Below are 14,509 nucleotides of genomic sequence, written 5' to 3'. Positions count from 1 at the left end.
GAGGTAGCAGAAAACTACAAAAAGTGATGAAACTATCGGACGATGGCTTCCAACGGGAAAATTACTAACGCTCTCAAAAAGAATGACAACAAGGATGGAAAATTCCTCATCAAGACCTTCAAAATTTATCTTTACACACTCAACCTCAAAACCGATTCACCAAATACTTCACTCCATGATGATAACATCAAAAAATTATTGACTTTGCTGATCTGGCAGTCACATTGACTTCACTTACAAATAAAATTCTTAATTTATTGAGTTATGTTGGCATTAATCGGGATTTGATTAAATTTTCCTTATTATATAACAATTAACAAAGTGGTTAAAAAAACAGAAGGATTTTTAAAAACAGCAATTTCTGGGGATTGGATCCCTACTACATTACCAATCAAAAAGAATGGAATGTCAGAATTTTCAAACCCCATATCGACATATCAACAACGAACAACGAACTGTACCCTTCTACAATATGCCTGAGGAGGATTAAAATGAATTTCCAATTTATAGTAAGACAGTTGAAAATACAGGAAGTAAAATCGGGAGAACCTTATGAATCAATTAAAACCTTTCTATGCATTCAAGATAAAATAACTGGCATTATATACCCTCACCCACTAACTAACTTTATAAAAGGGAATTTTATAAATAAACCTACTGCCCTCACTACACAAAATAGATATACCGGGGATATTTGTAAGTTTCTTAATTTCATATTGGATAATATCAATGAAGAAGATGAAGAGTTTTTACCGTTAGAGAAGAATGGATTAAAAGAATTAAAATTAATTCACGGTGCTAAATATCTAAACTTTCTTAAAGATAGAGTAGATTTAGGAGAATTAAAACCTAACTACATATATGATATAGAACGTTTACTGACAAAGTTTTATGTGTGGCTAATTGAAAGTAATATCATACATGAAAAGACAAACGTTATTTATGATAAAAAGAAAATTAAAGGTAAAGAAATATACGTTGCTCGTTCCCTTTTTAAACAAATAGATCTTGGTGTTGAATTTCCTGCTTCAGAAAGTGAGGAAGCCATTAAAGCAAGAAAACTCCATGATTTCGGTAACGGAAGATTAGACTTAGTTAACAACTTCCTTAGAGTGGCAGAACTTATAGCCCCAGAAATAGCATTAGGAATAGCCTTTCAATTCTATGGAGGATTAAGAAGAGGCGATGTTGTCAATTTGACGAAAAGCAGTATAAAGAGACCTAAAAAAGATGGTTCTGGTGCGCTTATCCTTGATATAACAGATAACTGGAGGAGACTCTTCCCTAACAAGTTAATTTCACTCTCGGAACAAGTTAAAAAGCCAAGAACACAAGCAGTTTTCAAAACTGATATAGTTATGGAACTTTTAAAAAATCACGATGAAAGGCTTCATCGCTTAGAGAAACTAGGAAAACTAAAGAATGAACAGGCCTATTTCGTATCAAACAATGGGAACCCCATTTCAGGTAAAGAATATTGGAAACGATTTACAAAGGTACGAGAGAAATTTTTAGAAATAATAAGTGTCCATAATGATGATGATTATCTGTTTATCACCTCAAAACCTTGGTCTACCCATATAGGAAGAGGTGTTTACACCAATATGCTTACGTTTTTGCTTGGATGGAGTGCCGAAGAAGTCGCTATTGCAAGAGGAGATAATCAAATCGAATCAGCAAAAAGATATATCGAACAAATAAATGTAATAAAAAAGACAGAAGAATCATTGGAATTACTTGGACAAGCCGCCTTTGAAGCTGAAAGAAAAAGCAAAATAACGATTGAAGATTTGAGGGGGATAAATTGATAGGCTACGTAACATATCATGAACTAAACCAACTCTATGATTTAAAAAAATATGGATTATTTAGAAATAATGACAAACTCCGTAAACTTCTAGACGTTGGTGAGTTTGATGGAATCATTCAAGACAATGTAATACTAATTTCAATCGACTCATTTGAGAAATATATTAATAAAATAGATATAATCTATAAGGATTATATCGCTATTCACGATTTCCTTAAAGATCTTGCTGGAATTGATTATAAATCGGCTAGGCTATATCTTAAACACACCAAACAATTGGTCAATAATACTTGTTTAGAGTTAATAGAATTAAAAGTTCCCATTAATGTAGATAAAAAATATTTTATCAATAAAGAAAGTTACAATAAATTTAAGAAGGATTACATATCCATTTCAGAAGCATACAAAAAAACCCACTATAAATCAGCACCAGTCTTTCTAAAAGTGTTAAGACAAAGGAAAGAGGAAATTATAACATTCATACAAAAACATGAGTTTATGTATATCGAAAAAGAAAAATTAAAGCTTTTTGATGAAATAAACAATGGTATTAATGTAAATGACGCTATGGTTCAGTTAGAACTTAAAAATGATTTGTTTTATAAAGTCCTAGAAGAATACAATATTAAATCTTGGACTGGTGACGCTTATTTTCGTTTTTTGTTAAGAGAAGATTTCGAAACTCTCATCTCTAAACAAAGGGAAATCTATGAAGAACTTGATAGAGATTATTACACATTACAAGAAATACAAGATATAAATAACAGAATTGGGAATATTAGTTTAAATACTCAATTAAAATCTCGAAGGTGGAAAAAGCACAAGGGTATTCCTACTATTGTACGAAAAGGTAAATTTAAAGGAAAGCAAACGCTATATTTAAAATCCGAAGTGGATTCTTATTACTCTAGCTTCGAATTGGATAAAGAAAGAATTTTACTATACGATAGGACTACTTCTAATTATTACGGTTTATACGAACAAGTCCTGCAAATTGAAAATATCCATTTTTCACAAAATGCTAAAAAAACAAAAGAGTTATGGTTTCAGTTTGTAAAAATAAAATTGGCAAAGCAATATGGGTCACATGTTACCCGAACCTCAAGAATCACACAATACAAAAAAGTTACCTGTTTATTAGTAAATACAACGATGGAAAAGGAGATTTTTGAATTTAAGGAGAAAGAATTAAATCTCATTTTTTTTAACAATTCCGTCCCCAAGATACACCAAAGAGAGATTTATTCTTTTCTCTATAACATAAATCAGTCCTTTGAAACCTATGGAAAAAAAATATTTGATTTTAAAAAACTGGACTGTAATCCTTATGAACAGGGTCAACCTAAAGAGAAGGAAATATACTCAATTGATGAATATTTATCATTACACAACTTTGTTGGCGACTTTGAAAAACATAAAAGATTGGCAATTGAAGATGTAAAAATAGCACTTAAAAATAAATCTAAATCTAAGAAATACGACTCAATGTGGTTATATGTTCTATTTCATATGAATAACGGATGGAGGAAGTCAGATATAATTGCATTTCCAAGATATCTTTCTAATATATTTGACAAGTACAATTTAAACAGTATTGATTCACTAATTAATCTACAACTAACCTATAATGAAGCTAATAAAATTGTGAATCATTATAAACTCCAATGGTTTAAACACAATAAAAATAATGAAAAAGCCTTTTTTTATTGTTCAAGCCATTTAACTCTACCAATGGCATATGCCTTACTAATCTGTGAGTTTAGATGCCGAATGCTACATCCGCACGATGAAGGCAATTTAATTCATTTTTACACAAAACGAAATACCATAGGTATGTCTACACACGATACTTTCTTTAATTGCTTTATGGATGGGTTTAAATTTGAATCAAGGAAAATGAATCGTACGGTTCTCTCCCTTACCTCTTCAGTTACTAATCAAGATATTGGCGATCCTATTGAAATTGCTCGCCATTTAAGAGGACATGCATCAAGTGAGACCTCAAACATATACATTCATATACCACAAGAGCATTTAGATTTTATAACAAGGAACTTATTTGACACAGGATTTTTCGGCTACATTTATGACCAATTAGGAAAATCTTTATTAGGAGAGCCTCCTGAAGTTCGATTAGTTCGAACGGATAGATCAATCAAAATCAGAGAGCTATTGGGAGATATTGTGAAGTTAGAGGATACTGCTATCTACCTGAAACAATTGTCACAAGAACGCGAAGATTTAGGGAAATTATTGGAGGATATTCCAAAGGAAGAGTTACAGAGAAAAATGAATTTAATTCAATTGGGGCTTTCCCCTGGTAAAGAAGAAAATTATCAATGTTTCTTTTCAGATTGCATCGCAAAAACTATGGGTTGTGAAAATTGTCCGTTCTCAATACCTCACTTTTACGCTTTATCTTCTATTTGTAATCGCATATTACGAACATTATCAAAGTATCAAGTGGCAATAAAAAATAAAAATGTACCCGAAGGATATATATCTAAACTTATCCAACTATTTTTATATGATTATGACAAAATCCTCGGGGCAATCAACACCTTTGGAGAAGATATAGTGGAAATGTTCATGGAAATGGAATATCAAGAGTTCGATGTCATGATAAATCTATTAACCGAACCACAAACAGTAGGAATTGGAGGGGAATTATAGTGTTTGATAATTTAGCTGAAGAATTTTTAATTGATTTGGAAGAGTTCAGTGAATCAATGTTTGATTTAGAGAATTCAGTTGAAGAAGCTAAAAATATCCTCCAAGAAAAAATGAACGAGTCACCTATAAATCAATGTAATTTTGAAGATAATATATGGTATTTGCATTATAAAACTACAAGTAATCGAAGAATTATTAACTTTGATCAAATAAAAGAACTGTCTGTATTTAATACTGAATTAAGAGATATGGAGTTTCTTACTATTATAAAATGTTGGGTATCAAACTTGCTCAATTCCTATTCAGTTCCTTTAGTCTCGACCTATACACTGGGAATAATGAAGTTCTTAAAAATCACAAAGGGATTAACAAATATAAATATAGAAGATATTTCAGATGACTTCTCAACGTTAAATGAAGGAACTAAGGCGGTCATTGTTCTTTCATCATTAAATCTATTAGACTATTTTTCCGATTTGGAAAAATATGAAGAGATTTTGTCACTGCTATATGAACTAAAAAAACAATATAACATTGAAAAAAAGGTTCGTATTTTACCATCTTCAAGAGATATATTAGTTTTCTCTCGAATAGTGGAAGATTTCTTTTCTAAAGAACTGACAGAGAAACAATATTTAAGATGGTTTCCTATTTGGTTCTGGTGGAAAGTAACCAATCTAATACCAATGAGACCAAGTGAGTTTTGTAACATCTCACGGGACTCTCTTAAAGAATTAAACGGAAACTACTACATTCAGTTACCAAGAATAAAACAAAAAAAGGTAAATTCCAATAGAATTCAAATTGTTGATAAAGTTTATATTCCCCACGATTTTTATCAAAAATTAGAAGAATACAAACAGATTACGGAAAAATTCGGATTCACAGATACGTTTATCACTTACGAATCCATACCTCTAAACAGTAATAATAAATACAATAAAATAGATAGAACAAAGTTTAGCTACGCTATACTTAATTATACTTTAGCTTCCTTTTATGAACATATAGTTTTCGGAGAATATCATATTCAATTTAATCCAAATAACTCAGAGGAAACAGAATTTCAGTATATCACTCGTAAATTGCGATTAAATGATACCCGCCATCTTGCCTTCATCAATATGAAAAGACAAGGGTATCATCCTGTTGAAATTGCACGTATGGGCGGTCATACATCAATACGTTCACAAGAACATTACTTTAACCATATCCAAAATTACGTTGATTTAGAAATACTAGAGCTTATTACAAATACAGATTTGGACAGTTACTCAAACCTTATAAAGGATAAATCAATTTCACTGGGAATGGACTTTATTAATAAATACGTTCTTAGACCCACTAACACAGGTTTCCAAAGAATCATGACTGAAGGGTATTGTACAGACAAAGAACAAAGATGTATGGATGAAGACTGTTGGGGGTGTGATCATTGGAGAATTTCAATGGAGGAATTCATCCAAAAGCAACATATCTTAGAGCAAAAAATGAAAGAAAGGAAATCCTACCTCAATGAAACCATTGATAATTTAAAAAAACTATACAAGGCTATTTATGAGAATATAGGTAAGGATGAATATTATACCTCTGAGAATGTAGAAATTAAAAAACAACTAATTAATCATTCTAAGTATATTGAAAAAGCAGTTCATAAGTATATCAATCTATACAAGGTAAAAGAGAGGATAGATAACAGTGGAGACAAGGGGTCGAAAACCAAAAATCTTCCCACAGGAAGAAATTAATAAAATTATTTATCAGTTTACTCAAGAAGAAAAAGTGTCAGGATGGCTAAAATATTCAGAAGTCTATCGTTATTCTAAAAAGCTTTATGAGAACGAGACAATTCCCTACCAATTAAGTGAAGACTATTGGAGAAGAGATGGAAGACAAGGAAAAGAAACAATTGATAAGATAAATAAGGCTTATGAAGCTGCCCTCGTCAACAAAAAGACCACTGAATCTGATGTTTACATAGATACCCAAGAATGTGTAGATAAATTTTTTACAGGCAAACCTTCCGACAAAAGAAGGCTTATTGAAGCACTAAAATTAAACGAAAAGAAAGCAAAAAACTACAATGAACTCTTAGGAAAGATGAATACCTTAAAAGGTACAATGAAGGCTTTAAAACAAGAAAATAAGGAATTGGAAGAATTACTTCAACAATATCAAACAGTTTTGTTTTCATGGTTCAATGCCAGTATCAAGTCAGATGTTCCATTAATTAATTTAATGGCAACAGGAAAAACCAGGCACCCAATTGTGGATTTCTTTTTTGATACAAGCTTTTCTAACCCAACAGAAGGATACGAAAAATTTGAGGAGTTTAGAAAGAGACTCAAAGGGGTACATGAGGAACCAACAATAAACAACAATGTTTTGCCACTATCACAAGGTATTGAATCCCTTAGGCAAAAGCATAAAAAAGAATAATTTAATTGGCATTAACGGGGTCCCTTTGAGGTGGAAAATATACGTTTTGTACATATATTTCAAAATGGAACCCGTTATATTTTCTATAATGAATTGAGTTAAGTAAAGAAAATGAACTCCTACTATCCTTAGTTACATTGTTCAGTTAAATTGCAAAATGTTACAACTTCTTTTACGTTACATACATTCATTACAAGCTCTAAATACAAAACAGAATATTCCTTCGGTAAGTTTCCACCTTTATTAACAATAATCGTTATTCTCCACAACATTTAGCGGTACACGAATGCGCCTTTTAATAGAATTCTAAATTTCAAAGTGATCAAAAATATTTATTCTATCTGTTTATTTTCATGACAATGAGTTCTTAAATTTAGAATAATCTATTCAATCGCTCCTTTTGTCTAATTTTCATACGGTTTATTTAATTTATTTTTAATATAGACGGTAAATAGACAAAAATAAAACGTTGGATTAGAAGTTAGGACTATGCTTATACTTCGATTAAATCTACTGCTAGTAGTCTAGCGGCTTCTTTGAACCATTTTTCTATTTCATTATAGCAATCACTATTTTTTAATTGTTTTTCAGAAACCTCAAAAATTAATTCATTGTTAATTCTATTCTTAGCATTTCCCTTTTTATTCTTTTTCTTTTCATCTTTTAATTCTTCCCAGCTTTTACTACTACTAGGATCCGATTCGTGAGTTATTTTAGCAATCAACTCTGGAATATCTAATGTCGTCCAATCTGTGGTACTTTTATCAAAGCATTTTGGATATTTTTCTAATACGTATTCCGGTGTTAAGTAATTTTCAAATTCCCTCATTGACGTTTCAAATCCAATGCTATTTGCCCGAGTATTAATAATATCAATATACTTTTTATATTTATGAGGAACATTAGATCCAACATCACTATCATAGATATGCAATTGAGCTAATTTAAGTTTTTCAAGGTAATTATCATTTACCCAAAATTGTAAAGTACTACCACCCATAGGTATTATTATTATTTGTGGGTCATTTAAATCAATAATTTTTTTAAATGAAAGAATATTATTATTTATGTTTCTTAAAAAATTAATATCATTTTTTCCTTCTACACAAATGGCGAGTTTAACTCGATTGACATTATCCAACTCAATATTTGGTAAAATACCTAAGTTATCAGCGATATCTGATAACATATCATCACTAGTTTCTCTGATTATTGTATCTCCTGCATAATTTTTAGTAATCAGTCTTAACGATTCAATTGGTAACATCTTTGCTATAGCTGGGCTATGTGTAGTTAAAATAACTTGGTTAACATCCGAATTGGCTAAGTCCTTAAATGCTTCAATTAACATTTTTGGATGATTAGGATGCTGTGAAGTTTCAGGCTCTTCAAATGCATAGATAACATTTGGAACATTACGTTCATTTCGCCTTCTTTCTGCCTCTGCTCTAAAAAAGTTAAGTAAAATTAATCTTCTAACCCCACTCCCCCTTTTATTAACAGCTATACCTTGATCAGTTTCTAAGGTAAATTTGAATACTTTTTCCCAGGCAGGATCTTCAAAATTGGCAGATAACTCTTTTGCGATGTCAGGGTTCATTTCAGAAAGTTTTTCAATAGTTTGTTCAGCTAATTTCTTGGACTCCTTTACAATTTTTTCATAAACTTGCTGTAAAGGTTCTAATATAGTTTCATCTCTCATTAATTCTTTAATAAGTAATTTCATGGGGTTTTGTATTTCACTATCTTGATCCTGATTTTTCCTATCTGATTGAAAAAGTTCATAAAGTGGTATGTAGTCTTTTAAACCATTCCAAATTTGCTTTGCTCCTTCTTGGTCAACCGGTATTCGTATCTCTTCTAAAACCGGGTTCTTAATTGAATTTAAAATTGCTTTCCTAAACAAAGATGATTTTCTTTTATCATCTATTGTTAGTCCTAATTTTTCCGCCGTTATTTTTAATTCGGGTGTTTTTCTGATATGTAAATCTTTACATATTTCTGAATTGGGGAAATTAGCGATTAAAAATGTTTCTTTAAGAGAGCCATTTTTATAAACTTTATGTATTTCTAATTCAAGATTTTGATTTAACAAATACTCATCTTTTAAGGAAGTAGGAACACTACTATCAACAATTATTTCCTCAGGATAACCTATGAAACTTACACCGATTACAGTTTCTATTGAATCAGAGTCAACATTTATATCTGACTTTTCCATTTTAACGATGTTCTTCCCATCATTAAAAAATATGTCTAGAGCTTCAAGTAATGTTGATTTTCCAGCATCATTTTGTCCTACAAAAGCTGTTAAATTGTTTAAGGTAGTTTTTGTTTCTTGTTTATAGCCACGGAAATTTTTAATATAAATACTACTAATTTGCAATTCAATCACTCCTTTATTATAAAATAATTATACATTATTGGGCATAACTTACATTATACTATCAACATTTTACTATTATGGGTTTCGTCGGCATTTTGACAATTCACATGTTAATGGTACAAACATTGTTATATCAAGGTTTAGGAGGGTCTTATCAATAGAGCCTCAATCTATAGATATTGGAGTTAATAATTGTAGCTTTGAAATAAAGTTTGTTCAAAATATCCAACAAATCAGCATTTAACGGTAAATAAAAAGAATCCATTTTGAAAAAAAGATTGATCAAAATGGATTCCTTTTCAGCAGATTTAAGTTTTGTTTTTATAAAATGTTTGATTATCTTCTAACTACTATGATCTTCAATAATAGCGCCCGATAGTGGAAAATCGGAATAATTAAAGATAGTCAATATATCTTCCAGTTTCAACATAGCCATAAACTCTAATTACATTATCAAAAACCTCTCCAGGAACGTGAATTTTATTAAGTATTTTTAATACATCATTCCTTATCTCATCGGTTTCTGCTTTAATCTCCAACCATTCAATTGTTTCAAATTCGCCCAACTTAAAATGATAATACCATTCCCCATCCCATGGGCAAATGTAGCCTGTTTCAATGTCTTTTGTTCTCCATAGTTGATCGATTGGATAATTAAACATAGCTTCCCTAATTTCTTCCCACTTTGTATTAGTCATTACTTGCAGGTATTGATTATATTGCATTCATTTAACCTCACTACTTTAAACAATTTTATAATTTATTATAGGTATTCTTCTTCCAATAAACCGCTTTGATTGTATTATTTCATTAAATGAACCTTTAAAAAAAGAAGGAGCACAATTCTTGCTGCAGAATTGCGCCCGATTACTGAATAACGATCAATTCTGTTCCCATCTTAAATAGGCCCAAAACTGTAACATTTCCATTTTTAAAGGGTGTCTATAATTTAAATATTCCTCTTTAACGTCCTTAATTATGGGAAAATCAGCTATTACTTCAGTACAGGCAACGTTTAATATTTCTTTTTCTTCCTCAGTTGGTTCACCATCAAAATAGCATTTCCAATACAACGTTTCGTTTTCTAATTTTACTGTTAATCCTCTTAATTTGTTTGGTATAGAACCTAAAAGGGAGTAATGAGAACTAATAATCAATTCATTCAAAGTTGGAACCATATTAACACCTCTATTTATCCATTCATGAAGAAAAAGTACCAATTCTGCTGCGGAAATGCGCCCAATTGTTGAAGACTATTAATTTAACCTTATTAGAAAAGCACATAATAGTACAATTAAAAATCTATTTAAAAACCAAATAATCTCCATTATCTTGTTTGGCTAAAACAATATCTGGATTCCCTTCTACTGAATAAATTTCAGTTCCATAATCTAAAAAATTTGAAGTAAGTTCAACAGTTGGTCGCTTTTCTACATCTGTTTTCTCTTTGACTGTACCAATGAGTTCTCCAACTTCAAGCCCCAATTCATTAGCTATTTCAAAACCAGTGTTCAACACCTCACCGCTAACAAATATTTTTGCAACATATGAACTGTTTGAACTCGTTTTTACGGCCGTTGTATGATTATTACTATTCGTTTCTGTTGAACAACCAGTTATTAAAAGTAGAATAAAAAACACTAAAGTAGCTTTTATCATTTTTATTTAAAACCCTCCTTTTAGTTGAATTTATCTTGAATTTTTTAGTAATACTACTTTTAAATTAGTCTGATAAAATGTAAAAATGTTACAGTTTTTCTTAAACATCTGACCCTTTCAAGTAAAAAAGCGCAAATCCATCTTCATTGCTATCAGATTAATAAATTCAAAGTGTAATAGACAAGTCCTTTTTTAGAGTTTAGCCAAAGTTTTCTACTAGAACAAAGCATTTCTCTTAAATATCTAATGCCTTTAAGTTGTTGATTAGAGAACATCCCAAGTGAAAATTTAATTACACCAAACATTTATATATTGATCTACAACTCTTGCGTTTACGATACGGTAACGATTTTTGATGTGAATTTTTTTATATTTCCGTTTAGTTAAATGTTGTTAATTCCTCTGAAACTGAATTTAAAAAATCTTTTTCAAACTTAATAAAGTAAGCCCCATTTATACTTATGTCTTTCCCTCCATCGATTAATGATACCGATTGGATCAATTGAATTTCCATTTTATTTTCTAACAAATTTTCAATTGGAAGATTTCCTTCTATTTTAGTAGTAAATTGTTTTAATTGTTTTTGTGGTAATACGTTTATTGCTTGGTCTATAACTGCATTAATGAGGTTTACTTGATCTTCTCCATCCAAGCTTCTTCCATATGTAGCATCCATCATTAATGCCAGAACCTCTTCTCCATTCAAACGATTCTTCCCCTTTTTGAATTCAAATGCCACTTGAGATATAGCCCTTACTTGAATATCTTCTTCCAAGTCGTATTCTATACCATTCACTGAATCAATCATTGTTGAAAAGGTATCTAAATCAATGGCTGCATAATAATCAATTGGTAAATCAAATAGCTTAGAAACTGTTGCTCTTACACTTTCACCTCCAGCTCCTCCCGAACCGTAAACATAAGCATGTGTCAACTTATCATATGAAGTAGTTCCATCATTAACCAATATCGGTGCATACGTATCACGAGGAATCGATAGAACTTTCATCATCTTTTTATCTTTACTATAAGTAAGTAAAAGGTTAATAGGTATTCTATTATTCTCATCTTTCACCGTAAATAGAGTGGTAAAATATTCGTCTTCTTGAGATACTACTTCACTAGCATTACTTTCGTTGTTTCCGTTATTAGAATTACCATGAAGAATCGAGGGAATAAACAAAAATATACACAAGCCAACCACTGCTAAAGAAGCTGTAAGAATGGAGAATTGTTTTGAAATAGAAAAAGGAGATTTCTTTTGTGCATGATGATTATTCTCCAAATTATTAATTTGTTCAAACACTTCATTACGGTCTTCTTTCGTAAATCTTAATTCTTGTTTAGACATGTTATTAAATTGATCTTTTATCCGTTTATCTTCCATTAAACTCCGCCTCCTTTATCATCGACTCCAATCTTTGTTTTGCTCTTCTTAATCGAGTTTTCACTGTATTAACTGGAATATCTAAAACGTTAGCAATTTCCTCAGTATTTAATGAATCATAGTAGTATAGATAAATCACTTCCCGATACACTTTCGGAAGAGAAAAGATATTCTCTTTCATTTCTTCGTTAGTATATTTATCGATAACTGTTTTTTCTGTTGATGGTAATATTGACCTTGCTGTTTCACTTATAAAACTTCTAACTTGTACCTTTTTATAATTCCAACTTTTCAAATAATCTTTACATTCGTTAATGGTTATACGGTAGAGCCATGTTTTTATTTGTGCATCAAATCGAAACGTATCCAGGTTTTTATAGCATTTGATAAACGTATTTTGAACCATATCCTTAGCAATTCCTGCATCTTTCACATAAGTAAATGCCAATCGTACTAACTCATTACCATATTCGATCATTATTTTTTCTAATATAAAATCTTTTTCTTCTCTGTCCAATCTACTACCCTCCCTTTCAATCAACTTCAAATTCTGCTATTAGACGATTATCAGTTCATACTAGGTTCAATTTTAAAAAATTTTATTTTAATAAAGATTCTCTTCTAATCGGCACTTAACATTTAATTGATTTTTATTAATAGCTCGTATAAATGCATCCATACAATTATAATTGAAATACAAAACCTGTATCTTAGATTATTAATTAATCATAGATACAGGTTATTGTTTAATAATTATTCCTTTTTCCGCTAAAATGACCCTACTATACAGTATTGACTTTCTACCATAACCAACAGTTAGCAAAGATACTAAAAGTTCCAGTTTTATTCTTAGTAGAAGTATTAAATACAGGTAATCGTTATCTACCGTTACATAGAACAATGATAAAAGGTTAAATACATCAATGTTTTATTGCTGATACTGTACACAAGCCCCGTTACTCAATCTTTTTTCAAAGTGGAGGGATGTCACTTAATAAAATCTGCTTTTAATAGATATACAACGTCATATTTCTCTAATTCATTAATATGACCATCAACATCTTGATAAAAATCGGCGGTAAGCGAATTCATAATTCCATCTTTCGAATAACAAATACTTCCTAATACTACTTCTCCTTCAATAAAAGTGTTCTCTCTTTGAAAGGGAGCCCACACACTTGACATATCATCTAAATCTAAACCATTTAAGTTTGGATCAAAGGCACTTTCCGAACTAACGCCCCCCTTACTGCTAATTGCAATATTAAATGTAGGTTGCTTTTGGATATAGTTTGTTTTGGAAGTGGTAAAGATAATAGAGCCATCTCCCTCTACCTGCATCGTTAAATCGCTTATTTTATCCTCAACCAAATTTCCTAATTCATATTTTTCTATCCATACAGTTACTTCTTCGTATTCTTTGTCTATATTGAAATCAAATACAAATGATCCGCCTGAACTACTCGAAAGAATTGCATTTTCTCTGTCTGTTAATTCAGCAACAGAAATTGTATTTGAATTATTACCTTCACAAGCACTTAAAATAAATAACAACAGAGCAGATATTAGTATTGTAAGTGTTCTTTTCATTTATATTCCCCCCTAGTTGCTTTTTAACATTCCTTATTAATCTTTTTATATTTTAACATAAATATCCAATTCCCTTTATAGGTTGCTCCACAATATGACCCGATTGCGAAATATTATCACTTTTGTTTGTCCTAAAGGTCTGCTAACAAGCACATCGATGCTGAAGCATCGTGTCATTGTTGCATCTCGCTTCCCTCTAAATTCCAAGCGAACGATAGTATTCTATTAAACCTATTAAAATATAAAAATATCTACATATTGTATATGCAAAAAATCTACCCACAATATGTTGTGTTATTTATTTATAGGCTTTATAATGAAATCAGGGGAATTTTTACTAGAAAAATATAATAGAAAGGAGAGCTGTGTATGGTGAAAGGTTTTAGTAAAGCAAAATTAAATAGTGAAATTCGTCGTGCCGAGAATAAAATGAAAACAGAATTAAATAAGGCACAACGTGAAATCAATAGAGAAATTAATAAGTTCGAAAGACAAATAAAAAAGGGATTCTAATGTGCAGCAACACATAGAACCCCAAGAAATTATTGTATGACTTTATCATAAC

The 14,509-nt window shown here is 30.6% G+C and carries 13 protein-coding genes; 5 read left to right on the top strand and 8 right to left on the bottom strand.

Features of this window, described 5'->3' with window-relative positions; genetic code table 11:
* Window positions 1–491 precede the first annotated feature (491 nt).
* Genes LG296_RS02065 through LG296_RS02050 form a run of 4 tightly spaced genes read left to right on the top strand, consistent with a single transcriptional unit; the run spans window position 492 to window position 6,922 of the window.
* Complete coding sequence (locus tag LG296_RS02065) at window positions 492–1,808, top strand: hypothetical protein (RefSeq protein ID WP_052126317.1); 1,317 nt, start codon at window positions 492–494, stop codon at window positions 1,806–1,808.
* Entirely contained in the window at window positions 1,805–4,483 is a 2,679-nt protein-coding gene (locus tag LG296_RS02060) for a hypothetical protein (RefSeq protein WP_036180258.1), read from the top strand. The genes LG296_RS02065 and LG296_RS02060 overlap by 4 nt, the downstream gene beginning before the upstream one ends.
* On the top strand, window positions 4,483–6,231 hold the full coding sequence (locus tag LG296_RS02055) for a site-specific integrase (RefSeq protein WP_036180261.1): 1,749 nt from the start codon (window positions 4,483–4,485) through the stop codon (window positions 6,229–6,231). Before LG296_RS02060 ends, LG296_RS02055 begins: the two co-directional genes overlap by 1 nt.
* On the top strand, window positions 6,182–6,922 hold the full coding sequence (locus tag LG296_RS02050) for a hypothetical protein (protein ID WP_052126318.1): 741 nt from the start codon (window positions 6,182–6,184) through the stop codon (window positions 6,920–6,922). The genes LG296_RS02055 and LG296_RS02050 overlap by 50 nt, the downstream gene beginning before the upstream one ends.
* Before the next feature lie 128 nt (window positions 6,923–7,050).
* Here LG296_RS02050 and LG296_RS02045 read toward each other — a convergent pair whose 3' ends face one another.
* From LG296_RS02045 to LG296_RS02010, 8 genes are all read right to left on the bottom strand, one after another.
* Complete coding sequence (locus LG296_RS02045; protein ID WP_156962317.1) at window positions 7,051–7,194, bottom strand: hypothetical protein; 144 nt, start codon at window positions 7,192–7,194, stop codon at window positions 7,051–7,053.
* Window positions 7,195–7,415: 221 nt separating this feature from the next.
* Complete coding sequence (locus tag LG296_RS02040) at window positions 7,416–9,308, bottom strand: ATP-binding protein (RefSeq protein ID WP_181417947.1); 1,893 nt, start codon at window positions 9,306–9,308, stop codon at window positions 7,416–7,418.
* A 395-nt stretch (window positions 9,309–9,703) separates the two neighbouring features.
* Window positions 9,704–10,033 carry a DUF6678 family protein gene (locus LG296_RS02035; RefSeq protein ID WP_036179376.1) on the bottom strand — a complete coding sequence of 110 codons (330 nt, stop codon included), beginning with the start codon at window positions 10,031–10,033 and terminating at the stop codon, window positions 9,704–9,706.
* A gap of 156 nt (window positions 10,034–10,189) precedes the next feature.
* Window positions 10,190–10,486, bottom strand: a complete 297-nt coding sequence (locus tag LG296_RS02030) for a hypothetical protein (protein ID WP_036179374.1) — start codon at window positions 10,484–10,486, stop codon at window positions 10,190–10,192.
* Window positions 10,487–10,610: 124 nt separating this feature from the next.
* A complete protein-coding gene (locus LG296_RS02025; RefSeq protein WP_036179372.1) occupies window positions 10,611–10,967 on the bottom strand; it encodes a hypothetical protein in 357 nt (118 codons plus the stop codon).
* A gap of 379 nt (window positions 10,968–11,346) precedes the next feature.
* The gene (locus LG296_RS02020; protein ID WP_036179369.1) at window positions 11,347–12,354 is read right to left on the bottom strand and encodes an LCP family protein; all 1,008 of its coding nucleotides are present in this window, start codon (window positions 12,352–12,354) and stop codon (window positions 11,347–11,349) included.
* The gene (locus LG296_RS02015; RefSeq protein ID WP_036179365.1) at window positions 12,344–12,871 is read right to left on the bottom strand and encodes a sigma-70 family RNA polymerase sigma factor; all 528 of its coding nucleotides are present in this window, start codon (window positions 12,869–12,871) and stop codon (window positions 12,344–12,346) included. Before LG296_RS02015 ends, LG296_RS02020 begins: the two co-directional genes overlap by 11 nt.
* Before the next feature lie 470 nt (window positions 12,872–13,341).
* A complete protein-coding gene (locus LG296_RS02010; protein WP_036179362.1) occupies window positions 13,342–13,944 on the bottom strand; it encodes a hypothetical protein in 603 nt (200 codons plus the stop codon).
* A 369-nt stretch (window positions 13,945–14,313) separates the two neighbouring features.
* On the opposite strand from LG296_RS02010, the gene LG296_RS02005 reads away from it, so the two are divergent.
* Window positions 14,314–14,457, top strand: a complete 144-nt coding sequence (locus LG296_RS02005) for a hypothetical protein (RefSeq protein WP_156962315.1) — start codon at window positions 14,314–14,316, stop codon at window positions 14,455–14,457.
* Window positions 14,458–14,509 lie beyond the last annotated feature (52 nt).

It is taken from the genome of Ureibacillus chungkukjangi (genome assembly GCF_044795995.1).
Classification (GTDB): Bacteria; Bacillota; Bacilli; order Bacillales_A; family Planococcaceae; genus Ureibacillus; species Ureibacillus chungkukjangi.
The sequence above is the reverse complement of the archived record's forward strand: the minus strand, read 5'-3'. Positions and strand labels throughout refer to the sequence as shown.